Source organism: Parasulfuritortus cantonensis (genome assembly GCF_004337445.1).
In the GTDB taxonomy this organism is placed as follows: Bacteria; Pseudomonadota; Gammaproteobacteria; order Burkholderiales; family Thiobacillaceae; genus Parasulfuritortus; species Parasulfuritortus cantonensis.
In genome coordinates this window covers 149560-173087 of the sequence record NZ_SJZB01000014.1, presented here as the reverse complement: position 1 = coordinate 173087, position 23528 = coordinate 149560, and the positions used below count along the sequence as shown (strand labels likewise).

Annotated in this window: 26 protein-coding genes; 15 read left to right on the top strand and 11 right to left on the bottom strand. The window is 64.5% G+C overall.

All coding sequences use genetic code 11. The features are described from left to right. The 4 genes from ftsA to EZJ19_RS04595 form a co-directional block, all read left to right on the top strand. Positions 1-1147: cell division protein FtsA (gene ftsA, locus EZJ19_RS04610; protein WP_131445122.1), on the top strand; the 1147-nt coding region annotated here is incomplete at its 5' end. Between the two features lie 39 nt (positions 1148-1186). After that, positions 1187-2374, top strand: a complete 1188-nt coding sequence (gene ftsZ / locus EZJ19_RS04605; protein WP_131445131.1) for a cell division protein FtsZ — start codon at positions 1187-1189, stop codon at positions 2372-2374. A gap of 36 nt (positions 2375-2410) precedes the next feature. Next, positions 2411-3328: a UDP-3-O-acyl-N-acetylglucosamine deacetylase gene (lpxC, locus tag EZJ19_RS04600; protein ID WP_131445121.1), complete on the top strand. Its 918-nt coding sequence runs from the start codon at positions 2411-2413 to the stop codon at positions 3326-3328. Next, positions 3328-3513, top strand: coding sequence for a hypothetical protein (locus tag EZJ19_RS04595; protein ID WP_131445120.1), 186 nt, complete (start codon positions 3328-3330; stop codon positions 3511-3513). The genes lpxC and EZJ19_RS04595 overlap by 1 nt, the downstream gene beginning before the upstream one ends. A 61-nt stretch (positions 3514-3574) precedes the next feature. Here the strand turns inward: EZJ19_RS04595 and EZJ19_RS04590 are convergent, their stop codons facing one another. From EZJ19_RS04590 to EZJ19_RS04570, 5 genes are all read right to left on the bottom strand, one after another. Further along, positions 3575-5713, bottom strand: coding sequence for a type IV pilus secretin PilQ (locus EZJ19_RS04590; RefSeq protein WP_240754650.1), 2139 nt, complete (start codon positions 5711-5713; stop codon positions 3575-3577). Positions 5714-5787: 74 nt separating this feature from the next. Beyond that, positions 5788-6273 (bottom strand): pilus assembly protein PilP, encoded by a 486-nt coding sequence (locus EZJ19_RS04585; protein WP_165873461.1) that lies wholly within the window; start codon positions 6271-6273, stop codon positions 5788-5790. Between the two features lie 26 nt (positions 6274-6299). Continuing rightward, positions 6300-6941 (bottom strand): type IV pilus inner membrane component PilO, encoded by a 642-nt coding sequence (locus tag EZJ19_RS04580; RefSeq protein WP_131445118.1) that lies wholly within the window; start codon positions 6939-6941, stop codon positions 6300-6302. After that, positions 6938-7579 (bottom strand): PilN domain-containing protein, encoded by a 642-nt coding sequence (locus EZJ19_RS04575; protein WP_131445117.1) that lies wholly within the window; start codon positions 7577-7579, stop codon positions 6938-6940. Before EZJ19_RS04575 ends, EZJ19_RS04580 begins: the two co-directional genes overlap by 4 nt. After that, entirely contained in the window at positions 7576-8616 is a 1041-nt protein-coding gene (locus EZJ19_RS04570; RefSeq protein WP_338069410.1) for a pilus assembly protein PilM, read from the bottom strand. The genes EZJ19_RS04575 and EZJ19_RS04570 overlap by 4 nt, the downstream gene beginning before the upstream one ends. Positions 8617-8808: 192 nt before the next feature. Here EZJ19_RS04570 and EZJ19_RS04565 point away from each other — a divergent pair, with 192 nt between their 5' ends. Genes EZJ19_RS04565 through EZJ19_RS04555 form a run of 3 tightly spaced genes read left to right on the top strand, consistent with a single transcriptional unit; the run spans position 8809 to position 12477 of the window. Beyond that, the gene (locus EZJ19_RS04565) at positions 8809-11088 is read left to right on the top strand and encodes a penicillin-binding protein 1A (protein WP_131445115.1); all 2280 of its coding nucleotides are present in this window, start codon (positions 8809-8811) and stop codon (positions 11086-11088) included. Continuing rightward, a complete protein-coding gene (locus tag EZJ19_RS04560; RefSeq protein WP_131445114.1) occupies positions 11078-11746 on the top strand; it encodes a hypothetical protein in 669 nt (222 codons plus the stop codon). Before EZJ19_RS04565 ends, EZJ19_RS04560 begins: the two co-directional genes overlap by 11 nt. Next, positions 11743-12477 (top strand): flagellar brake protein, encoded by a 735-nt coding sequence (locus EZJ19_RS04555; RefSeq protein WP_131445113.1) that lies wholly within the window; start codon positions 11743-11745, stop codon positions 12475-12477. The genes EZJ19_RS04560 and EZJ19_RS04555 overlap by 4 nt, the downstream gene beginning before the upstream one ends. An 18-nt stretch (positions 12478-12495) precedes the next feature. Here EZJ19_RS04555 and hemB read toward each other — a convergent pair whose 3' ends face one another. Both hemB and yihA read right to left on the bottom strand, forming a co-directional pair. Next, entirely contained in the window at positions 12496-13497 is a 1002-nt protein-coding gene (hemB, locus tag EZJ19_RS04550; RefSeq protein WP_131445112.1) for a porphobilinogen synthase, read from the bottom strand. Between the two features lie 168 nt (positions 13498-13665). Further along, positions 13666-14313: a ribosome biogenesis GTP-binding protein YihA/YsxC gene (yihA, locus tag EZJ19_RS04545; protein ID WP_131445111.1), complete on the bottom strand. Its 648-nt coding sequence runs from the start codon at positions 14311-14313 to the stop codon at positions 13666-13668. Between the two features lie 94 nt (positions 14314-14407). On the opposite strand from yihA, the gene EZJ19_RS04540 reads away from it, so the two are divergent. The 6 genes from EZJ19_RS04540 to EZJ19_RS04515 all read left to right on the top strand — a co-directional run bounded on the left by EZJ19_RS04540 (position 14408) and on the right by EZJ19_RS04515 (position 18162). Continuing rightward, positions 14408-15013 (top strand): c-type cytochrome, encoded by a 606-nt coding sequence (locus EZJ19_RS04540; protein WP_131445110.1) that lies wholly within the window; start codon positions 14408-14410, stop codon positions 15011-15013. Positions 15014-15238: 225 nt separating this feature from the next. After that, the gene (soxY, locus tag EZJ19_RS04535; RefSeq protein ID WP_131445109.1) at positions 15239-15709 is read left to right on the top strand and encodes a thiosulfate oxidation carrier protein SoxY; all 471 of its coding nucleotides are present in this window, start codon (positions 15239-15241) and stop codon (positions 15707-15709) included. Between the two features lie 38 nt (positions 15710-15747). Beyond that, positions 15748-16050 (top strand): thiosulfate oxidation carrier complex protein SoxZ, encoded by a 303-nt coding sequence (soxZ, locus tag EZJ19_RS04530; RefSeq protein WP_420813100.1) that lies wholly within the window; start codon positions 15748-15750, stop codon positions 16048-16050. Positions 16051-16099: 49 nt separating this feature from the next. Further along, positions 16100-16813, top strand: coding sequence for a rhodanese-like domain-containing protein (locus tag EZJ19_RS04525; RefSeq protein ID WP_240754648.1), 714 nt, complete (start codon positions 16100-16102; stop codon positions 16811-16813). A gap of 34 nt (positions 16814-16847) precedes the next feature. Then, entirely contained in the window at positions 16848-17549 is a 702-nt protein-coding gene (locus tag EZJ19_RS04520; protein WP_240754647.1) for a DUF302 domain-containing protein, read from the top strand. Between the two features lie 22 nt (positions 17550-17571). Beyond that, entirely contained in the window at positions 17572-18162 is a 591-nt protein-coding gene (locus tag EZJ19_RS04515; protein WP_131445107.1) for a hypothetical protein, read from the top strand. Positions 18163-18219: 57 nt separating this feature from the next. Here the strand turns inward: EZJ19_RS04515 and EZJ19_RS04510 are convergent, their stop codons facing one another. The 4 genes from EZJ19_RS04510 to thiD are packed head-to-tail and all read right to left on the bottom strand — an operon-like array spanning position 18220 to position 21842. Then, positions 18220-19128, bottom strand: coding sequence for a hypothetical protein (locus EZJ19_RS04510; RefSeq protein WP_131445106.1), 909 nt, complete (start codon positions 19126-19128; stop codon positions 18220-18222). Continuing rightward, positions 19125-20411, bottom strand: coding sequence for a glutamate-1-semialdehyde 2,1-aminomutase (hemL, locus tag EZJ19_RS04505; protein ID WP_131445105.1), 1287 nt, complete (start codon positions 20409-20411; stop codon positions 19125-19127). Before hemL ends, EZJ19_RS04510 begins: the two co-directional genes overlap by 4 nt. Then, positions 20408-21034 carry a thiamine phosphate synthase gene (thiE, locus tag EZJ19_RS04500; RefSeq protein WP_131445104.1) on the bottom strand — a complete coding sequence of 209 codons (627 nt, stop codon included), beginning with the start codon at positions 21032-21034 and terminating at the stop codon, positions 20408-20410. The genes hemL and thiE overlap by 4 nt, the downstream gene beginning before the upstream one ends. Then, positions 21024-21842, bottom strand: a complete 819-nt coding sequence (thiD, locus tag EZJ19_RS04495; protein ID WP_131445103.1) for a bifunctional hydroxymethylpyrimidine kinase/phosphomethylpyrimidine kinase — start codon at positions 21840-21842, stop codon at positions 21024-21026. The genes thiE and thiD overlap by 11 nt, the downstream gene beginning before the upstream one ends. Positions 21843-21941: 99 nt before the next feature. On the opposite strand from thiD, the gene EZJ19_RS04490 reads away from it, so the two are divergent. Together EZJ19_RS04490 and EZJ19_RS04485 are read left to right on the top strand one after the other, a co-directional pair. Then, the gene (locus EZJ19_RS04490; RefSeq protein ID WP_165873460.1) at positions 21942-23114 is read left to right on the top strand and encodes a PhnD/SsuA/transferrin family substrate-binding protein; all 1173 of its coding nucleotides are present in this window, start codon (positions 21942-21944) and stop codon (positions 23112-23114) included. Between the two features lie 13 nt (positions 23115-23127). Beyond that, the gene (locus tag EZJ19_RS04485) at positions 23128-23520 is read left to right on the top strand and encodes a response regulator (protein ID WP_131445101.1); all 393 of its coding nucleotides are present in this window, start codon (positions 23128-23130) and stop codon (positions 23518-23520) included. Positions 23521-23528 lie beyond the last annotated feature (8 nt).

The following is a 23528-nucleotide window of genomic DNA, read 5'->3' as shown; positions in this document are numbered from 1 at the left end:
GGGGGGTATCAACATCCTGGGCATGGGCGTGGCCCAGTCTCGGGGCCTGAAGAAGGGCGTGGTGGTGAACATCGAGGCCACCGTGTCGGCCATCCAGCGCGCCCTCGAGGACGCCGAACTGATGGCCAACTGCAAGATCGGCCAGGTCTACACGGGGATTGCCGGCAGCCACATCCGGTCCCTGAATTCGCACGGCATGGTGCCGATCCGCGACCGCGAGGTGGTGCAGAACGACATCGACCGCGTGGTCGAGACCGCGCGTGCGGTGAACATCTCGACCGACCAGCAGATCCTGCACGTGCTGCCCCAGGAATTCATAATCGACGGCCAGGAGGGCGTGCGCGAGCCGCTCGGCATGTCCGGCGTGCGCCTCGAGGTGAAGGTGCACATCGTCACCGGCGCCGTGTCGGCGGCCCAGAACATCGTCAAGTGCGTGCGCCGCTGCGGCCTCGAGGTCAAGGACCTGATCCTGCAGCCCCTGGCCTCCAGCATGGCCGTGCTGAACGAGGACGAAAAGGATCTCGGCGTCGCCCTGGTCGACATCGGCGGCGGCACCACCGACCTCGCCGTGTTCACGCGCGGCGCGATCCAGCACACCGCCGTGCTGCCGATCGCCGGCGACCAGATCACCAACGACATCGCCATGACCCTGCGTACGCCGACCCGCGAGGCCGAGGATCTGAAGATCCAGCACGGCATCGCCCTGCGCCAGTTGGCCGACGCCCGGGAAATGATCGAGGTGCCGGGAATCGGCGAGCGCGGCGCCCGCATGCTCTCGAAGCAGCTCCTGTCCGAGGTGATCGAGCCGCGCGTCGAGGAGCTCTACAGCCTGGTCCAGGCGGAACTGCGCCGGTCCGGCTTCGAGGAACAGATCTCGTCGGGGATCGTCCTGGCCGGCGGGACCAGCCAGATGAAGGGCATGGTGGAACTGGCCGAGGAGGTCTTCCACGTGCCGGTGCGGGTCGGTGTGCCGGAATACGTCGGCGGCCTGTCGGAGCGGGTACGCAGCCCGGCCTATGCCACCGGCGTCGGCCTGCTCATGGCGGGTTTGGAGAAACATGAACTGGACGAGGCGGCCAAGATCGAGGCGGCCAGCTTCGGCCAGGTGATGGAACGCATGAAGTCCTGGTTCAAGAACACTTTTTGAGTTTGTCGTTTTTTTGCGCGTGAAAAGGAGAGGGATATGTTGTTCGAACTCGAAGAAATGGATGTACAGGACGCCGTCATCAAGGTGATTGGCGTGGGTGGCTGCGGTGGCAACGCCGTGGACCACATGATCAACAAGGGCATGACCGGGGTGGAGTTCCTGGCCGTCAACACCGACGCCCAGGCGTTGCGCCGCAACCAGGCGCCGATGCAGCTGCAGATCGGTACCAACGTGACCAAGGGCCTGGGCGCCGGCGCCCGTCCCGAGATCGGGCGCGAGGCCGCCCTGGAGGACCGCGAGCGCATCGCCGAACTGATCGACGGCGCCGACATGCTGTTCATCACAGCCGGCATGGGTGGCGGTACCGGGACCGGCGCCGCGCCGGTGGTGGCCGAAGTCGCGAAGGAACTGGGCATCCTGACCGTCGCCGTGGTGACCAAGCCGTTCGCTTTCGAAGGCAAGCGCATGCGCGTCGCCGACCACGGCCTCAAGGCCCTGTCGGAGCATGTCGATTCCCTGATCATCATCCCCAACGACAAGCTGCGTGCGGTCCTGGGCGGCGGCGTCAAGCTGAACCAGGCCTTCGAGGCGGCCAACGACGTCTTGCACAGCGCGGTTGGCGGCATCGCCGAGATCATCAGCAACCCGGGCATGATCAACGTCGACTTCGCCGACGTGCGCACGGTCATGAGCGAGGTCGGCATGGCCATGATGGGCACCGCCCAGGCTGAGGGCGAGGGTCGTGCCCGGGTCGCCGCCGAGGCGGCCGTGAAGAGCCCGCTGCTGGAGAACGTCGACCTGCGCGGTGCCCGCGGCGTGGTGGTCAACATCACCTCGGACGAGAGCCTCACGATGGACGAGTTCTACGAGGTCATGAACACCATCCAGGGCTTCACCGCCGAGGAGGCTACGGTCATCGTCGGCACCGCCATGGATCCCGCGATGGGCGACATCCTGCGCGTCACCATGGTGGCGACCGGCCTCGGCAACCCGCTCGTGAGCAAGGCCAGCAAGCCTCAGGTGGTGGTCGACAACGTGCAGGCGACCGGCACCTACGGCATGGCCGGCGGCAGCCGTGCCGAGACTGCGGACCCGGACTACGAGATCCCCACCGCCATGCGCATGAACCCCAACCGGGGCCGGGCGACGGCGGCAATCGACGCCGCCCTGCAACAGGGCATCGAGACCCTGGACATCCCGGCCTTCCTGCGCCGTCAGGCCGATTGACGACGAGGGGATGGCAAAACTGGCTACAATTGCCGGATGATCAAGCAAAGAAGCATCAAGACTCTCATACGCGCAACCGGTGTCGGACTGCACTCGGGCCAGAAGGTGGAACTCACCCTGCGCCCGGCGCCGCCCGACACCGGGATTTTTTTCCGGCGCGTGGATCTGGCGGAGCCCGTGAGTTTCCGGGTGGCGCCGCATTTGGTCAGCGACACACGGCTGTGCTCGGCGCTCGAGTGCCAGGGTGCCCGCGTCGCGACCGTTGAACACCTGATGTCCGCCCTGGCGGGGCTGGGCATCGACAACCTGTACATCGACCTGGATGCCTCAGAGGTGCCCATCCTGGATGGCTCGGCGGCCCCCTTCGTGTTCCTGCTCCAGTCGGCGGGGATCGAGGAGCAGGACGTGCCGCGCCGATTCATCCGGGTGAAGAAGACGGTACGCGTGGAGGAGGGCGACAAGTGGGCGGAGATCGTCCCCTACGACGGCTTCCGGATCGGCTTCCAGATCGACTTCGAACACCCTGTGCTGAAACGCTCCGGGCGTGAGATCAGCATCGATTTCGCCGAGACCTCCTACGTCAAGGAGATCAGCCGGGCGCGTACGTTCGGGTTCATGAATGAGGTCGAATACCTGCGCGCCAACGGGCTGGCGTTGGGCGGCAACCTGGACAACGCCATCGTCATGGACGAGTTCCGGGTGCTCAACGCGGATGGCCTCCGCTACGCCGACGAGTTCGTCAAACACAAGGTGCTGGACGCGGTGGGCGACTTCTATCTGGCCGGCCAGCCCCTGCTCGGCAGCATCACCGCATTCAAGTCCGGCCACGGCCTCAACAACAAGCTGTTGTGCGCCCTGGTCGACGATGCCGAGGCCTGGGAACCGGCCAGCTTCGTCGACCCCGCCCAGACGCCCGCGCGCCTGGTTCGGCAAACTGCGATCATGGCGGCCTGATGCTGGCCGTGCGCGTGCTGTTCGGCCTGGTCGGGATACTGATCGTGCTGTCGCTGCTCGGCTACGCGGTCAGCCGCGACCCGCGCTGGCTGCGCTTTGCCAACCTCGGCCTCAAGTCCGGGATGGCGCTGGTCGGCATCATGCTCTTGGTCTACTTCATCGAGCGGGTCCTGATCGCGATCTGAGCGCCGGGGGGCAGACAAAAAAAGGGCGGCTCGGATGCCGCCCTTTTCGTTGTGGTGCCGGTTACTTCAGCGACACGGCGTCGTTGAGCAGTCGCGGCGTCAGGAACACCATGAGCTCGGTCTTGGCGTCCGTCTTGTAGTTGTTGCGGAAGAGCAAGCCGAGCACCGGGATGTCGCCCAGCAGGGGAATCTTCTCGGTGTTGTTGGCCTGTTCCTGTTCGAATATGCCGCCCAGTACGACGGTTTCGCCGTTCTTCACCCGCACCTGGGTCTTGAGCCGCTTGGTGTCGATCCTGACGGACCCGCCTGTCAACGCAACCGGAGCATCCTTCTGCACCTCGACGTTCAGAATGATGTCATCGTTGTTGAGTACCTGCGGGTCGACCAGCAGGCACAGCAGCGCGTCCTTGAATTCCGTGGTTGGCGTCTCCGAGGTGCCATGGTTGGTGACGTAAGGAACCTGCTGGCCCTGCAGGATGACCGCCGGTTGCTGATTCTGGGTGATCACGCGCGGGTTGGAAATGATCTTGCCGCGGTTGTCCGCCTCCAGCGCCTCCAATTCCAGCCCGAGGATCGCATTGCTGGCATCAATCAGACTCAGGCCGATGATGCCGGCGTTGTTGGTGCTGAATGTCGTATTCGCCCCGAGGTCGACGTTGTAGGCCGTGGTGCTCGTTGAGGAGAGTCCACCGGAAGCCATCGAGAATGCATCGTTGGCATCGGACGAAATACCGAAGCCCTTCCCGACGCGGGCCTTGAAGCCGAGCCGGGCGCCGAGCGAGCGGCTGAACGAGTCATCGGCGACCACGATGCGGGCCTCGATCATCACCTGGCGCGCGGGGACGTCGATCTCGCTGAGCAACGTCTTCATCTTTTCGATTCGCGCCGCAGTGTCTTGGATGAACACGGAGTTTGTCTTGAGATCGAAATTGACCGTACCACGCTTGGAAAGCATGCTGTTGGTGCCGGCAGCGCCGGAATTACCGGTCGAGCCGGAGGTGTTTTCCTTGCGACCGCCAACGCCTTGTGCGGCCGTGGAACAGGTGACCTTCTCGCCAGCCTGGACGCTGGTGATGGACTTGCCGGTCAGGATGGCGTAGGCATCGGGGGCGCGCATGTAGTTCAGATGAACGATCTCGGTCTGGAGCTCCTCGATTTCGGCGGCATCCATGCGTTCCTTTTCCTTGTCGGCCATTTCCTTGCTGGGGGCAACCCAGATGACGTTCCCGTTTTCGCGTTTGTCGAGGCCCTTCGTGAGCAGGATGATGTCGAGGGCCTGGTCCCAGGGTACGTCCTTCAGACGTACGGTGACGCTACCCTTCACCGATTCCGCGGCGACGATGTTCAGCCCCGTGAAATCGGCGATGACCTTGAGTACGGCACGGACGTCGACATCCTGGAAGTCGAGGGAAAGGCGCTCGCCGTCATAACGTTTCTTTCCGGAGGCCTTGTCGCCGGCATCGATCGGCGTGACCTCGAGGATGAAGGTCTTGCCGGTTTGATAGGCGAAGTAATCCCACTTGCCCTTGGGGGTGACGACCATGCGGGTGTTCGTGCCCTGGGTGAACGTCTCGATGCTTTGCGCCGGGGTTGCGAACTCACTCACGTCGAGCCGGCGCATCAGGTTCTGAGGGAGGGCGGTGTTGAGGAAATCCACCTGAATCGTCTTGCCCTTCTGCTTGATGTCGACGCCGACGCCCGGGTCGGACAGGGCGACCTCCACCCGGCTTTCGCTGTTCTTGCCGCGTCGGAAGACCACGTCCTGCACACTGGCGGTCGCCGAACTGGCGCTCGGTGAACTGTCGAAGTGAGCCGGCGCCGCGGTACCGGGAGCGTTGTCCGATCCACGCAAGGTGACAAGTACCCGGTTGCCTTCGTTCTTGAGATCGTAGGTGGCTGGCCCGGTCAGGTCGACGACCACACGGGTCCGGTCGGCGGTCTGGGCGATGTTGTAGCCCCGGATGACGCCGGTGTTGACCGTTTCGGACGCGCGCCCCTGCGGGTTCTGTATCCCCGGCAGGTCGATGACGATACGGTGCGGGTTCGTCGTGGTGAAATGCATCGGCGTGCTCGTCAACCCCTCGCTCAGGGCGATGGTGAGCACCTGGGCCTGGCCGCCTCCCTGGCCAACCTTGACGGATTGCAGGGTATTGGCCAGCGCGGAAGCTGCCACCAGTAGCATGCTGACCGCGGCGGCCATGCTGAAAATCCGGGTCCCGGTCGATTTCGCCATAGTGAGCCTCAATTCATTTGCTGTATGCAGAGTCGCCATCTTCATTGGGTATCCTGGGTCATGCTCATGACCGCCTTGGACGCCGCCCATTCGCCATTGGCGTCCTGGATGAGTTCGCTGATATCCAGGCCGTCTTCGTGGATGGCGGTAACCTTGCCATAGTTCTGCCCGATGTGTCCGCCCACCAGGATCATGTGCAGCGTGCCTTTCGGATCCTTGACTACGGCACGGACTGGCTGGCCAGGCTTCTTCAGTGTCCCCACCATGCGCAACGCATCGAGCGGGAATTCCTCGAGGGGCTCCCTCGGCCGCGACGCATCCGGGGCGCCCTTTCCCGTCGGCCGCAGGGTGCGCGCCGCGAACGGATCGAGCAACCCGTCACCCTGGTATACGAAGGCGTCCACCTTCTTGATCGCGGGCAAGGGTTCGATCTTGGCTCCGCCATCCTTGCCGGTTTCCGCCATGAAGGTGCGCAGATCGTCGAAGCCGTCGTCACCGCATCCGGACAGTAGCGCCAGGCTCAACAACAGGGGGGCCGGAAACGAAGCTATTCTCATGTCTTCTTACCCTTGGCCTGGTTCTTGCCCGCGGCTTTCGGCTTCGCGGGCATTTCACTCGGATCGAGGTAGCGATAAGTGCGCACCGTGGCCTCCATGACGAGACGGCCGGATTTGTTCGGTGTCAGGATGATGTTGTGTATGGTGACCACGCGCGGCAACTTGGCAATGTCACTGACGAAATTGCCCAAGTCGTGGTAGCCGCCATTGACCTTGATGGTCACCGGCAGGGTTGCGTAGAAATCCGCCTTCTGTTCGTTGCCCGGGCGGAACAGGTCGAACTCCAGCCCGCGACCGATGCCGATCTGGTTGACGTCGGAGAGCAGGTTGTCCATCTCGGACTTGTTGGGCAACTGCTTCAGCAACGCCGACAACGCCTTCTCAGTGTCGGCTAGGCGTTGCTTGTAGGCTTGGTAATGGATGGCTTGCCGTTTCTTTGTCGTATAGGTATCGCGCAGGCGCATCTCTTCGGTCTGCGCCACTTTCAGGCTGTCCATGGCCGGCGACCAGTCCATGTAATAGCCGACGGCGACGATGGCAATCAGGATGAAGCCGGCAACGACGGCCTTCACCGCCATGGGTGCCTGGGCCAGCTCGTTCGGGTTGAGACTGATCTCGTTGAAGTCGGACAATTTCATGATTGGCCGCCCTTCTTCGTGTCGGTAGCCCCCTGCTTGGCGGCCGTGCTGCCGGTGCCCTTGTTCGCGTCATCTGGCGCACCGGGCACGTTGGGAATCTTCTGCATCGCCTCGAGGCTGAACTCGTTCACGCGCATCTTGTTTTGCGAGGACACCTTCACCTCGATCAGGCGTGGCGCGGTAAGCCACTGCGAGCTCTCGATGTTACGCATCAACGCCGAAACCCGGGCACTGGATTGCGCATAGCCGCTGAGCGCGAGTTTATCCCCGGTCTGCTTGAGCGACTTGAGGTACATGCCGTCCGGCATCTCGCGTGCCAGTTCGTCAAACAGGTGCACCACCTGGGCGCGATTGACCTGCAAGTCTTCCACGACCTGCTTGCGGGCAAGCAGGGCGTTGGTCTTTTCCTTGAGCTGGGCGATTTCCTTGATCTGGGCGTCCAACTTGGCGATTTCGACTTTCAGGAATTCGTTACGTTTGTCCTGATGATCCTTCATGCCGGCAATGACGAAGTGGCCAAGCAAGACTGCGGCGAGGCCGGCCACGGCGGCACCGCCCAGCATGGCAAGCAGCGCCTTTTGCTGGAGCGCGCGACGTTGTTCGCGGTGCGGGAGCAGGTTGATGCGGATGGCGGTCATGCTGGATCGAACCTCCGCAAGGCGAGGCCGCAGGCGACGAACAGCGCCGGGGCGTCAACGGCGAGTTGGCGCGCTTTGACGTGATTGGAGACCGCCATCTTGGCAAACGGGTTGGTGATGACGGTGCTGATCTGGGTCTTGCCGAAGATGGCTTCGTCCAACCCGGGCACCGAGGAGCAGCCACCGGCAAGCAGCAGATGATCGACCTGCTGTTGGGGGGATGAGGCGAAAAAGAGCTGCAACGCGCGGCTGATCTCCTGTGCCGCGGAATCCAGGAAGGGACGCAGTACCTCCGATTCGAAACTTTCCGGAAGCAAGCCCTTGCATTTCGCGTCCTCGGCCTCTTCCCACGGCAGGCCGAAGCGGCGGCTGATCTCCTGGGTCAGTATCTGGCCGCCGAACGGGTGTTCGCGCTGATAGACGGGTTTGTTGTCGTGCAGGATGTTGATATGCGTGGTGGTGTGACCGATGTCCAGGATCGCGACGGTCTGGCCCTTGCCGCCGTTGGGCAGTTGGAAAGCGATCTGGTCGAAAGCGCTCAAGGTCGCGTAGGTGTCGACATCCATTACCGTGGTCTTGAGCCCGGCCGACTCGGCCACGGCGACACGCTCGTCGACACGATCCTTGCGCGTGATGACGACCAGCACCTCGTTGTCGTTCGGGTTGCGCTCGGAGGGGCCGAGGACCTGGAAGTCCAGCGTGATTTCCTCCATCGGGAAGGGGACCACCTGGGTGGCTTCCGAGATCGCCTGGGCCTCGAGGTCGGCGTCGGTGGCCTCCTTGGGCAGAATCAGCTTCTTCGCCGTTACGGCCGACGCCGGCAGGGCGAGCACGATGTCCCGCGTGCGCGTATCCAGCGCTTGCCAGGCTTCGCGCATTGCCACCTCGACCGCTTCGGGCTTGGTGAGGTTGCCTTCCGTGACGGCCTCGCGAGGCAGACGGGCGATCGCATAGCGTTCGACGCGATAGGAGCCGTCACCGCCAGCGCCGAGCTCAAGCATTTTCACCGCTGATGAGCTAATATCGACGCCGATCAACGGTTTCGACTTGCTGCTGAATAATCCGAAGCCCAAGATTTCCCTTTCATGCGGCCTGGTTAGCGCTTTTATTTAAGTTTCTTCTGCAAATCCTAGCAACAAATTTTTTTAAGGCGCAACTATATTTTCGCGCCGTGGCGTGGTCATGGCGGTGCGGGGATTGGCTTTGGGTCTGACCGAAGGAATGGCTTGATGCATAAGAAGTGGTGGTATTTCGCCCTATTGACCGGCGCGGGGTTGCTGGTTGGGGCGGTGGCCCTGGCGGGTGTCGCCGTGGCCATGATCTATCCCTCCCTGCCTAGCTTAGATGCCTTGACGGACTACCGGCCCAAGATGCCGCTCAAGGTGTACTCCGAAGACGGCGGGCTGTTGGCCGAGTTCGGCCAGGAGCGGCGCTCCGTGGTCCGTCTGAAAGACGTGCCGCTGGTTCTGCGACAGGCGATCCTGGCGGCCGAGGATGAGCGCTTCTACGAGCACGGCGGGGTCGATACCCAGGGTGTGTTGCGCGCCACCGTCGCCAACCTGCTCTCCGGCGGCGTCAAGGAAGGTGCCTCGACGATCACCATGCAGGTCGCGCGCAATTTCTTCCTGTCCTCCGAGCGCACCATGCGGCGCAAGTTGAACGAGGTGTTGCTGGCCTTCAAGATCGAGCACGCCCTGTCCAAGGACGAAATCTTCGAGCTGTACCTCAACCAGATATACCTGGGCCAGCGTGCCTACGGTTTTGCGGCGGCGGCGCAGACCTACTACGGCAAGCCGATCGGCCAGATCAACCTGGCTGAAGCGGCCATGCTCGCCGGCCTGCCCAAGGCCCCCTCCTCATATAACCCGGTGGTGAACCCGGCCCGCGCCAAGGCGCGGCAGCAGTACGTCCTGAACCGCATGCGCGAGCTGCGCTATATCAGCGCGGCCGACCTGGCCAAGGCCAAGGCGACCCACCTGGTGATCCGCGGTTCGGCTCAGATGTACGGTGCCGCGGCCAGCCATATCGCGGAGATGGCCAGGCAGTATGCCTACCAGCGTTACGGCGACCAGATCTACGTGAGCGGGATGCGTATCTACACCACCATACGCATGACCGAGCAGCGGGCGGCCGAGGATGCCGTGCGGGCCGGCGTCGTCGACTTCAACCGACGCCGCGGCTACCCGGGGCCCGAGGCCCAGGTCGCCCAGACCGGGGACGCCGACGCGCTGGCGCGGTCAGAAGCCGACGCACTTGCGCGCGACGAGGTCAACGGGATGTTGCCGGCCATCGTTACCGAGATCGGCAAGAAGCAGATCCGGGTACGGCTACGGAGTGGTGATGTGGTCTCCCTGGGCGAGAGCGAAGTCAAGTTCGCGCGCAATGCCCTGGCCGCCAAGACGGCCGCCAAACGCCTGCGGGTCGGCTCGCTCGTGCGGGTGGTGCAACTGGGCGCGGGGCAGCCCTGGCAACTGACCTATCTGCCCCAGGTCGAGGCGGCCCTGGTGGCGATCTCGCCGGATACCGGTGCGATCCGTGCGCTGGTCGGCGGCTTCGACTTCGCGCGCAACCAGTTCAACCATGTGACCCAGGCATGGCGTCAGCCGGGCTCCTCGTTCAAGCCGTTCATCTATTCTGCGGCGCTCGAACGAGGCATCACGCCGGCAACTGTCTTCGACGACGCGCCGCTGGAAGTCGACCCGGCGCAAACGGGCGACCAACTGTGGGAACCGAAGAACTACGACGGCGAAACCGATGGCCCGGTCACGGTGCGTACCGGCTTGATCAAGTCGAAGAACCTGGTGGCGATACGGGTCCTGCAGGCCACTGGTGTCGAGTTCGCCCAGGCCCATGCGCTCCGCTTCGGCTTCACGCCCGGGCGCATTCCCCCCTATCTGACCATGGCCCTGGGGGCCGGCGAGGTGACTCCGCTGCAGTTGGTCGCGGCCTACGGCGTGTTCGCCAATGGTGGCACGCTGATGCGGCCGTACTTCCTGACCAAGGTGACGGACAAGGACGGCAACGTCCTGGAGTCGTTCACCGCCCAGGCCGGCGAGCGAGTGCTGGAGCCGCGCAACGCCTTCGTGATGACAACCCTGATGCAGGACGTGGTGCGCCGCGGCACGGCCGCGGCCGCGTCCAGTCTGGGTCGCACGGACCTGGCGGGGAAGACCGGTACGACCAACGATCATCGCGACACATGGTTCGCCGGATACAGCCCGGATCGCGTCGCCGTGACCTGGATGGGATACGACCAGCCGAGGCCGCTCGGGCCCGGCGAGACGGGCAGCCAGGCGGCCCTGCCGATCTGGATGCGCTACATGGCTGCGGCATTGCGGAACGTGCCCGTGAAGACCTATGTGGTGCCGGATGGGGTGGTCACCGTGAACGTGAATCCGGATACCGGTGTACCTGACGCGTTCGGACAGCCGGAATATTTCTATCAGGAGTTCACCCCGGTTGCGCCTTTGCCGTTCGGTATCGGCGTCGGGGGCGTGAATGCCCCGTGATGGCCAGCGCAACCAGCACCTGCGCCAGCGTGTCGCCCAGTTGGCGGCCCAGTTGATGATGGAACACGGCATCAACGACCATGCCCAGGCCAAGCGTAAGGCGGCCAGGCAGTTGGGGCTGCCGGCGGGGACCGGGTTGCCGAGCAACGAGGAAGTCGATTCGGAACTGCGCCTGTATGCGTCCCTGTACGAAACAGACCTGCTCGACAATGAACTCGAGGTTCGCCAGCGCCAGGCCTTGGAAGTGATGGAGACCTTGGCCGCGTTCCAGCCGCGCCTCGTGGGGGGGCTGGCCCAGGGTATCGCGGCCCGGCATGGCGACATCGAGTTGGAGGTGTATGCGGATTCGAGCAAGGAATTCGAGCAATTCCTGCTCAACGCGGACATCGAGTTCAAGTCCGAGGAGCGCCGCGGGGGGTCGTTCTTTAACTTGTTTTCACATCCGGCCGATGTCCAGATTCGCGTATTGCCGGTACAGTCGATGCAAAGTGCCTCCAGGAATCTCCCGGAATCGCGCCGTCGGTTGACCGCGGACCAGTTGCGGCACCAGATGTCGGCCCAGATCGTCGGGCGGGAGGCCGAAGACGACGAGGCCGCGATGGACGTGACTGCTTATCCCGATTCCGACGCTTCGGCGACAGGCCGAGGCAGAACATGAACCTGGACGCCTGCACCCCCGAGGAGATCGAACGTTTCCGCATCGATCACGCCGGGGAGATCGAACGGATCCTGCGTGCGGTCATGGCCAAACGGGCTCTGGTGACCGCCTATTGCGAAGACGAACGGGACTTCCTGGTGACCACCCTGGTCGCGCTGGACAGCGCCAAGCACGCGCTGTACTTCGGCACCGGGCCGGATGCGGCGATCGACCGGGCCCTCACGGTCAGTCGCGTGGTGACCTTCAACACTTCGCACGATCAAGTCCGCGTCGTCTTCAAGACGCCGGCCATGACCGTGGTCGAACGCGACGGCGAGAAATTGCTGCGCGCCGACATGCCTGCCGAATTGCTGCGCTTTCAGCGGCGTGAATACTATCGGCTGCCGACGCCGATGACGCACCCGGTCAAGTGCCAGATCGACCTCGGCGGTTACGTCCTCGACGCCGTGGTGGTGGACATCAGCATCGGCGGCGTCGGGCTGCTGGCGTACAGCCAGGATGCCGCGCTCAAGGAAGGCGAGGTCCATCACGGCTGCCGATTGTCCTTGCCGGATGCCGGCAGCTTCGCCGTCAGTCTGCGGGTCAGGACGGTCTATGAACAGGTCATGAAGAACGGGCTCGCCTCGCGCAGGCTGGGCTGCCAGTTCATCGATCTGGCCCCCAGCCTGGAAACGGACATCCAGCGTTACATCATCCGGGTCGAGCGCGACCGCCGTCTGCACGGGCTCTGAACCGGCCCGGCAAGGTCCTCAGGCGGTCAGCCAGCGTGCTGCGTCGAGGGCGAAATAGGTCAGCACGGCGTCCGCGCCGGCGCGCTTGAAGCCGAGCAGGCTCTCCAGCACGCAGGCCCGCTCATTCAGCCAGCCGTTCTGTGCCGCGGCTTTGAGCATGGCGTATTCGCCGCTGACCTGATAGACGAAGGTCGGTACCTTGTAGGTCTCCTTGACCGAGCGGACGATGTCCAGATACGGCATGCCCGGCTTGACCATCACCATGTCGGCGCCCTCCTGGAGGTCGAGGCCGACTTCCCAGAGTGCCTCGTCGGCATTCGCCGGGTCCATCTGGTAGGTGTACTTGTTGCCGGCGCCCAGGTTGGCGGCCGAACCGACGGCATCGCGGAAGGGGCCGTAGAAACTGGACGCGTATTTCGCGGAATAGGCGAGGATGCGGGTATGGATGTGCCCGGCGGCGTCGAGTGCCTCGCGGACGGCGTGGATGCGCCCGTCCATCATGTCCGAAGGCGCCACGATGTCGGCGCCGGCCCCGGCATGGCATTCCGCCTGGCGGGTCAGTACGGCGATGGTCTCGTCGTTGAGCACGTAACCGCTGACGTCGATCAGACCGTCCTGGCCGTGGCTGGTGTAGGGGTCGAGGGCGACGTCGGTGATGATGCCCAGTTCCGGGAAACGGGCCTTCAGGGCCGCCACGGTGCGCGGGACCAGACCATCCGGATTGAAGGCTTCTTCGGCGCCGTCCGACTTGAGCGGGGCGTCGATGACCGGAAACAAGGCCAGTGCCGGCACGCCCAGGCGCAGGCAATCCTCGGCGACCGTGTACAGGCGGTCCAGGCTGAGGCGCTTCACGCCCGGCATCGAGACGATGTCCTCCTCTCGGTTACTGCCGTCGAGGACGAATACCGGCAGGATGAGATCCGCACTGGTCAGGGTGTGTTCCCGCATGAGGCGCCGGGAAAAGTCGTCACGGCGCATGCGGCGCATGCGCTTGCGGGGGAAACGGGCTAGGTCGAACATGAATCGGTCCAATCGTTCGGAAGATGAAAAATACTAACGAATACGCCACGGCGTCGGGGAACTTCTTGGTGACGCCCGTGGTCATTTAGCCAGACGGTCCCCTTCGTCTCCCGCTTTCTCCCTGAGCGGGTGTCCCGGCGCAAAGCCGGGGCGCAGTTCGCCCGGTTCTCATCCCCTTGAGCCGGGTTTTTTTTTGCCATCCTGTCCGGTCGCTGGCTTGGCAATCGGTTTCGGCATGTCGAGCCAGATCCGCAACTGTGCTTCGGCTTCTTCGACGCCAACCCGCTTGGTGCTCGAAAAAAGCTGTGCGGTCCCTTCCAGGCCGAGTTCCTGGAGCGTTGCGCGTGCCTTGCGCAGCGTCAGCGTGCATTCACTCCGGTTTAGCTTGTCGGATTTTGACAGCAGCACCAGCACCGGTTTGCCGGTCGCCCGGAACCACTCCAGCAACTGCACGTCCAGGTCGGTGAAGGGGTGGCGCGCGTCCATGATCAGGACCAGTCCGCGCAGCGGGGCACGGGAGGCCAGGTAGCCGCCGATCAACGACTGCCAGCCGCGTTGCTGTTCCAGCGGCGCGCGTGCGAAACCGTAGCCGGGCAGGTCGACCAGAAAACGCTGGTCGGCGACGCGGAAGAAGTTGAGGTGCTGCGTGCGCCCTGGGGTCTTGCTCACGAAGGCCAGCCGCTTGTGCAGCGCCAGCGTGTTGATCGCACTCGACTTCCCCGCGTTGGAACGGCCGGCAAAGGCGACCTCGGCGAGGCTCTCGGTCGGCAGGTCGGCAATGTGGGCGACGGTGATGAAGAACGAGGCGTTGAGCAAAGGCGGGAGTCCGGGGTGGTTGGCAGGGCTGAATCAATGCCGCTAGAATGCACAGGTTTGAATGTCCCGCGCAAGAATAACAGGAGCCATAGTGATGAAGCACCTTATTGTATTGCTGAGCAGTCTTTTTGTGGCCGGCGTCGCCTCGGCGGAAACCGGCGATGCGGCCAAGGGCCAGCCGATCGTCGACAAGGTCTGTGGCGCCTGCCACGGTGCCGACGGCAACAGCACCTCGCCCATCTACCCCAATCTGGCCGGCCAGCATCCGGAATACATCAACAAGCAGCTGAACGATTTCAAGGCCGGTCTGCGCAAGAACGCGACCATGGCGCCGAACGTGGCCAACCTGACCACCCAGGACATGCTCAATCTGGCCGCCTACTTCTCCGCCCAGCAGCCCAAGGTGCGCATGGCCAAGGACGCCGCGCTGGTGGCCGAGGGCCAGAAGATCTACAAGGGTGGCAACCCCGGCAGCGGTGTCCCCGCCTGTGCTTCCTGCCACGGGCCGACGGGTGCCGGCATCCCGGTGCAATTCCCCCGCCTGGCCGGCCAGCATTCCAAGTACGTGCTGAGCCAGCTGAAGAACTTCCGCAGTGGCGATCGTGCCAACGACGGCGGCAAGATGATGCAGGTCATTGCCCGCAAGCTGACCGACCACGAGATGCAGGCGGTGGCCGAGTACATTTCCGGCCTGCGTTGAGGCGAGCCATTTCGCGCACGTATCAAGAAGGCGGTTTCAACCGCCTTTTTTCGTTGTCCGCCCCGTATGAACATTCGTTGCACGGGGGTACTATTCGCCGTCGGATTTCGTGATGTTTGTACCGTTAACATTCGGCGCTGAATCGACGTTAATGCAGCTGGATTAGGACAGATCCGAAACCCGCTCGAGGAGGGCGGTTTGTAACACTCAACTAGGAGACACTGTATGAACAACGATCGCAGAAACATCCTGAAGGGCGCGGGTGCCGCCAGTGTGGTGACGGTGGCGGCGGCGGCCGGGCTGCTGAAGCCGGGGACGGTATGGGCGGCCGGGTGGAACAAGGCGGCGTTCGAGGCCAAGGATATGGCGGGTGCGCTGTCGAGCGAGGGAGCGAGTGGCGGCGCGGACAGCGGCCAGATCACGGTGAAGGCGCCGGACATTGCCGAGAACGGCGCGGTGGTGCCTGTGGAAGTGATTTCGGCGATTCCGGGCACGGAACACATCATCATTCTGGCGGAGAAGAACGGTTTTCCGCTGATTGCCGATTTTGGTCTGCAGAACGGAGCGGAAGGCTACGTGTCGACGCGGATCAAGATGGGAGCGACGTCGAACGTTGTTGCGGTCGTGAAGGCTGGCGGCAAGGTTTACAAGGCGGCGAAGGAAGTCAAGGTCACCATTGGTGGCTGCGGCGGCTGATCGGCAACGGATAGAGAAAGGAAGACAAGATGGCTGGGATGAAGATTCGTGCCTCGATGGCTGGAGATGTTGCTGAGATCAAGGCGCTGATGAACCACGTGATGGAGACGGGTCTGCGCAAGGATGCGAAGACGGGCGAGATCGTGCCGGCGCACCACATCACGAACGTGACGGCGACGGTGGGTGGCAAGGTGGTGCTGGACGCGCAGTGGGGCGGCGGCATTTCCAAGAACCCGTACCTGGCGTTCAAGGTGAAGGGTGCCAAGGCGGGCGACAAGGTCGTGATCGAGACCCTGGACAACAAGGGCGAGAAGGATAGCGCTGAAGCCGACATCGGCTGATTGCTTCCCGCTAGAGGAAGGGCCCGCCCGGCTCGGGCCGGCCCTTTTTTTGCGCCTGCTGCGCGCTGCCTCGTCGCCACCTGCCCTGGCGTTCGACCGAAAGTCCGTCATGTCTGCAAAGCTTGCAGTAACGCTGTGCGGCCTGCTGGCCGGCATTGCCGTTTCCGCCGCGGCGGAAGGCGTCAAACCGGTCAACATCACCCGCGACCTTCCCAGGGTCGAGGTGTTGCACCGCGGCATCAAGACTGTCATCGAACGCAATCCGGATCCCGACAACATGGTCGACCCGGATTATTCGCTCACCTCGCGGCCGTGCCCACCGTATTGCATCCAGCCGATGCAACTCGCCCCCGGCGTGGAAACCATCGGCGAACTGGAGATGCTGAATTACCTGCAGCGTGCCGGCCGCGATGATTCTGTCCTGGTCATCGATTCCCGAGACGGCGACTGGCCGTTGCGCAGTGGCGTCATTCCCGGGGCCGTGGTGATTCCGTGGACCGAATTGCACCCGGCGCACAACGACCCGGACAAGATCGCCGACATCCTGGCGCTACGTTTCGGGGCCGCGCGTGCCGGCGGGTTGTGGAACTTCGAGAATGCGCGTACCTTGATTTTCTACTGCAATGGCCCCTGGTGCGGGCAGTCGCCGACCAATATCAAGCAGTTGTTGGCCTACGGCTATCCGGCCCACAAGATCAAGTGGTACCGGGGTGGCATGCAGGATTGGAAGTTGCTGGGGCTGACCACAGTCCCGGCGAAATAGCTGTTTCGAAGCAAATAACTAAAGGAAGAGACAGATGAAACGAGTCGTCCCGTTGGTGTTGTCGCTGTCCCTGGCTGCTGCCGTTTGTGCGGCGGACCCCGCTCCCCTCCAGAATCCCTACCTTGCCAACGTCCCGATCTCCACCGGCCCGATGGTCTGGCCCATCACGCCGGGCAGTCGCGGCGTCGGGCCGTACGAGATGTCTCGCATCATCGCACCTGAAGAAAAGATGAAGATGATGAAGCAGATGATCCCGATGATGAACATGGCCACCCGCATGGACGTCAAGGATGTCATGAACATCATGACCACCAAGTACAAGGCCAAGGCGGGACTTTCCTTCGACGAAGTCGTCGAGTCCATGAAGCTGCGCGCCAACATGGACAACCTCAAGCTGGTCGGCCATTCGCCGATGTGGAAGGACATCCAGGCGGTGCTCGGGGATACCTCCGCCCCGCGCGTCGAGGTGTTCCATTTCTGCGACATCGCGGCTGGCCGCGAGGTCCTGAAATACGCCCCCGAGGCGGTCGTGTTCCTGCCTTGCCGGATTGCGGTCATGGAAGACGGCGAGAAGAACGTCTGGATACTCACCCTGGACTGGGACGTTTCCTGGCTCGATTCCATCTCGGGCCGGATGGGCTTGGACAAGCAGGCTGACGCGCTGGTCAAGTACGCCGCCCAGATCCGCAGCGAGATCGACGATGTCATGAAGGCGGCCGCGAACGGCGACCTTTGATGTGCTTCGGAAAGGAAAATCCATGAAATCCAAATACTTGGTCATCGCCCTGGCGCTGACCGCAGGACCTGCCGCGGCGGGATTCGAGAGCATGATGAACCCGATGGCCATGATGAACCCGGCTGGCATGATGAATCCGATGAGCATGGGCGGCATGATGAATCCCATGACCATGATGATGCCGATGACCATGATGGCGGCGCCCATGGGCATGGGGATGATGAACCCCATGGGCAGCATGATGAGCCCCATGGGCGGCATGATGAACCCGATGACCATGGCGGCACCGATGATGGGCATGGGCAGCGCCATGTATCCGGCCATGCAGATGGCCCCCAACATGATGAGCTTCGGCTATCAGGCGCCCCAGATGATGACCAATCCGTACATGGGTGGTCCGGCATCGGCCATGCCCTCGGGCATCATGCCCATGCCGTTCCAGAGCCAGGCCGCCCCGGCGGCCGCGGCGCCGTCGTTCATGCCGTTCATGCCCATGCCGCAGGCCGCCCCGGCTCAGCCGGCCGCCGTGGCGCCCGCTCAGGCGGCGACCCCGTTCGACCCGATGATGTGGATGAACATGTTCGCTCCGCAGCCGGCCCAGCCGGCCAAGTAGCAGGGCGCGGTCCCGCCCCGGAAAGGCACGCATCGCGTGCCTTTTTCGTTTCCGGGTTCAGGCCAGGCTGCGCAGGTCGGCCAGGATTGGGGCGATGACGGGTTCCAGCTTGCGCCGCATAAGGGAGCCGATGGCCGTACTGCGGCTGAATACCGGGTCGGCCAGCTTCGCGCCGACCTCGGCCAGCCGGGCCCGCGCGGCATCGCCCGGCTCGGGGTGGCCGGAGAAGTGCCGGCCGATGGCGTTGAGCGTGCGGCTGACCACCTCCTGGGTGTCCGGCCTGACCAGTATCTCGACGCAGGCATCGACGAACGCCCGGCTGTCCGCCCCGGGCAGGTCGTCCGGGCAGGACTCCAGGAAGGCCACGTAATAGCTGTTCTGACGCTTGCCTCGGCGCCAGATGGCGTCGCGCTGCTCGGCGGAGAGGGTGCCGGCGTAGAGCAACACCGCCACGGTGTCCATTATGGCCAGGTGATCCTCCTGGAGGAAGGGCAGGTGTTCGACCAGGAAATCGGTCAGGACCGGCCCCATGCGACCCTTGGCCACGGCTTGGCGCATCAGCATCAGGCGGGCGTGCTCGATGGTGGGCATGGCCCACCAGGCGTATTCGGCCAGTTGGTCGGTGAGGGCGGGCGAGTGGACGACCGCGACCACCGCCTCGGGTTCGCCGATCATCAGCAGTTGGCCCAGGTTGGCGCTTTCCATCTGGCCGTGCCGGGTCCAGCGCGACAGGTAGACGGGATAGCCGCCCGGCGAGCCGAGGGCGTGGCCGGACAGGGCTTCGCGGGCTAGGCGCAGGTATTTGTCGGCCCGGCAATCCGGGTGGAGTGGCATGGAGGCCTCCTCCCCGTTGCCGAGCAAGGCATGCAGGACCAGGCTGCCCTCATCCAGGCGTACCGCCTTGACGTCCTGGGCGAGCAGGACGTTGAGGCGGAACTGGTCCTCGTGGCTGAGCTCGTCGTTCATGGCGCCAGCTTGGCGAACACCCTGGCTGCGGCCGCGATGGTGGCGTCGATGTCGGCGTCGCTGTGGGCCGCGGAGACGAAACCGGCCTCGAACGCCGATGGCGCCAGATAGACGCCCTCGAGCAGCATCATGTGGAAGAAGCGGTTGAAGGACTCCTTGTCGCAGGCCATGACCTCGGCGTAGGAAGTGGGCGGAGCGGCCCGGAAGTAGAGGCCGAACATGCCGCCCACCGACTGGGCCGAGAACGGCACGCCGGCGTCGCGGGCGGCCTGCGCGAGGCCGTCGACCAGGCGCTGGGTGCGCGCGGTCAGGGTCTCGAAGAAACCGGGCTGGGTGACCTTGTGCAGCGTGACCAGGCCGGCCGCGACGGCCACCGGGTTGCCGGACAGCGTGCCGGCCTGGTAGACCGGGCCGGTCGGGGCCAGCTTGGCCATGATCTCGGCCTTGCCCCCGAAGGCGCCTACCGGCATGCCGCCGCCGATCACCTTGCCGAGGGTGGTCAGGTCGGGGGTGATGCCGTAGAGCCCCTGGGCGCACTTGGGGCCGGTCCGGAAGCCGGTCATCACCTCGTCCAGGATCAGCACGGCGCCGTGCCGGGTGCAGTTCTCGCGCAGGCACGCCAGGAAGCCGGGCGCCGGCTTGATCAGGTTCATGTTGCCGGCGACCGGCTCGACGATGACGCAGGCGATCTCGCCGCCGCGTTCGGCGAACACCCGGTTCACCTGGTCGATGTCGTTGTAGTCCAGCACCAGGGTGTGCTTGGAGGTGTCCGCGGGCACGCCGGCCGAACTGGGCGAACCGAAGGTGAGCAGGCCGGAACCGGCCTTCACCAGGAGGCTGTCGGCGTGGCCGTGATAACAGCCCTCGAACTTGATCATCAGGTCGCGGCCGGTGTGGCCACGGGCCAGCCGGATGGCGCTCATCGTCGCCTCGGTGCCCGACGACACCAGGCGTACCTGGTCGAGGCCGGGCAGCCAGGCGGTGAGGAATTCGGCCATCTCCAATTCGCGCGCCGTCGGGGCGCCGAAGGACAGGCCGAGGGCGGCCGTCTCCTGGACCGCCCGGACGGCGTCCGGATGCGCGTGGCCGAGGATCAACGGGCCCCAGGAACCGACGTAGTCGAGGTATTCCTTGCCGTCGGCGTCCCAGACCCGGCTGCCCAGGCCGCGCTCGAAGAAACGCGGCGTGCCGCCCACCGAGCGGAAGGCACGCACCGGCGAGTTGACGCCGCCGGGGATGTGTTTCTGGGATTCTGCGAATAGCTGGTCGTTGCGGGAGGTCATGGGCGGTGAGTCTCAAAGAGTTTCGTAAAGTCGCGGCTGGCGCGTTCCGGGTCCGGGCTATTGTATACGGCGCTGATAACCGCCAGCAGGTTGGCGCCGGCCGCCACCAGGGGCGCGGCGTTGCCGAGGTCGATGCCGCCGATGGCGCACACCGGCAGACCGGTGCGGGCCTTGGCGGTTCCGATCAGGCCCGGGTCGGCACGCTTGGCCAGCGGCTTGGTCGGCGAGGCGTAGAAACTGCCGAAGGCGACGTAGTCGGCACCCGCGCCCGCCGCCGCCTCGGCCAGGTCCAGGCTCTGGTAGCAGGAGGCGCCGAGCAGGCGCGCCGGCCCGATGCGCTTGCGGGCCTCGGCCAGGTCGCCGTCCTCGCCGCCCAGATGGACGCCGTCCGCCGCGCAGGCCTCGGCCAGTTCGATGTCGTCGTTGACGATCAGCAGGGCGCCGTAACGCCGGGTCAGGCCGCGCAGGGCCGCCGCCTGTTCGTCCCGGTGGCAGGCCGTGGTGGCCTTGTTGCGGTATTGCAGGATGCGGCAGCCACCCTTGAGGATCGCTTCGGTGACCGTGACCAGACGCGCCGTGTCGCCCCAGTCCGGGGTGATGGCATAGAGCCCTTCAGGAAGCATCGGCCTCGTCGCGCGCCCAGAACAGGCGGTCAGGGATATTCTGGCCCATGCCGATGCGATAGCCGTTGCGCAGGGCCTCCCAAGTGTACTCCTGGGCCGACTTGACGGCGTCGGCGATGCCCAGCCCCTGGGCGAGGAGGGCGGCGGCGGCCGAGGCCAGGGTGCAGCCGGAGCCGTGGTAGCCGCCCGGCAGGCGCTCCCATTCCAGGGTCTGGATGACCCCTTCGAGGCCGTACAGGGTGTTGATCACTTTGGGCGTCTGCTCGTGCGAGCCGGTGATCAGCACGTATTCGCAGCCCAGGTCGATGAGGCGGCTGGCACACTCCTCCAGGTCGAGGTCGTCCTCGCCCAGTTCGTCCTCGGCCAGGCGCCGGGCCTCCATGCTGTTGGGCGTGATCAGGGTGGTTTGCGGCAGGAGCAGGTCCTGCATGGCGGCGATCAGGTTTTCGCCGGCCAGCTCGTCGCCCCGGCCGGAGGCCAGTACCGGGTCCAGGATGAGCGGGATGTCGGGATAGTCCGAGACGATCTCGGCGATGGTGGCGACCGCCTCGACGCTGCCCAGCATGCCCAGCTTGAAGGCCGCGACCGGCACGTCCTCCAGGACGCCGCGCGCCTGGTCGGCGATCCAGGTGGCGTCGAGGGGCAGGAAATCCTCGACCCCGACCGTGTCCTGGACGGTGACCGCGGTGACCACGGTGAGCGGGTGACAGCCCAGACTGACGATGGTCAGCAGGTCGGCCTGCGAGCCGGCTCCGCTGGTGGGGTCGGTGGCGGCAAAGCTCAGAACGGTGGGCAGTTGTGGAGACATGGTTTGAGGCTTATGGTACAAATCAGTATGAGTAATTATCCCATATGCAAACTGCGGACGATGTCGTACGGGTGGGCACGCTGGGATCGAGGAGCATCAATGGTAAAGCGTTGGTTGCCGCTGCTGGGGGCCGCCCTGATCGGCGTCTCCCAAGGTGCGTGGGCTCTGGTCATGAACGTTACCCTGGATTATGACCAGGATCGCGACCATGTCGCCACACAAAGTGCCTTCAACGAACTCGCCGCGCGCATCGGCAAGTCGCTCGGCCAGCCGGTGCGCCTGGTCATGACCCAGAATACCGAGCGGGTCGGCGAAGAGGTGCGCCAGGGCGGCTACGACATCCTCCTCGCGCCGGCCCAGATCGTCGGCCTGGCCATGCGCCACGGCTACGTCCCGGTTGCCCGTACCGAGGCCGAGGCGCGCATCGTCCTGGTGACCGACAAGTCCAGCGGGGTCCGGACCTTCGAGCAGGCCAAGGGGCACAGCGTCGCGCTGCCCAATCCGGAGTCCCTGGTCAGCTACATGGTCAAGGGTGAACTCAACGCCCAGGGGTTGTCGATCGGCGGTTACTTCGGCCCGGTCACCTACGTGAACCGCTATGGCGCGGTCCTCTATGCCCTCGACATCGGCCAGGCCGAGATCGGGGCGGTCAAGGAAGGCCCGGCCAAGGACTGGCTGGTGCGCCATCCGGGCGCCCTCGTGATCAAGGCCTACGACCCCGTGCCGCTGGCCGGCGTGGTGGTCAGCGGGAAACTCGACGAGGCCATGCGCGACAAGGTCGGGCGTGCTTTCGTCGGCCTCGGGGCCGACATGGCCGGTCGCCTGGCGAAGAGCGGCATGGGCGCGTTCGACCAGGCCGACAGTGCCGATTTCACCAAGGTTTCCACGCGCGGTTTCTATACTCCGGAAGTGCTGCCCGGGGCGACCATCGTGACGGCCGAGCAGGCCCGCCGGCTCATGGCCCAGGGAGTACCCCTGTACGACGTGCGTCCGGACAGCCATTATCGCGAAGGCCACATCAAGGGGGCGCGCCACGTGCCGTATGAGATCAACAGCCCGAAGGAGCCGGACTACGACGACTCGGTCGACAAGTTCAACCTGGCCAAGCTGCCGCAGGACAAGGGCGCGCCGATGATCTTCCAGTGCAACGGTGCCGAATGCTGGTACAGCTACAAGGCGGCCCGCTACATGCTGAAACGCGGCTACAAGCAGGTCTACTGGTTCCGCACCGGGTTGCCGGCCTGGAAGGCGGCGGGTTACCCGGTCGAATAGGGAGGTCGATGGCATGGATCTGCAAGGCACCCGCGTGATGGTGATCGACGACAGCAACACCATCCGGCGCAGCGCGGAAATCTTCCTGCAGCAGGCCGGCTGCGACGTCATCCTGGCCGAGGACGGCTTCGATGCCCTGGCCAAGATCGCCGACCATCACCCGGACGTCATCTTCGTCGACATCATGATGCCGCGCCTGGACGGTTACCAGACCTGTGCCCTGATCAAGAAGAACAGCCGCTACCGCGAGACGCCGGTGATCATGCTGTCGTCCAAGGACGGCCTGTTCGACCGCGCCCGCGGCCGCCTGGTCGGCTCGGACGAGTATTTGACCAAACCATTTTCCAAGGATGCCCTGCTGTCGGCGGTGAACCGCCACCACGGCGGGGCCGGGACGGACAGCTAGGAGTGGAG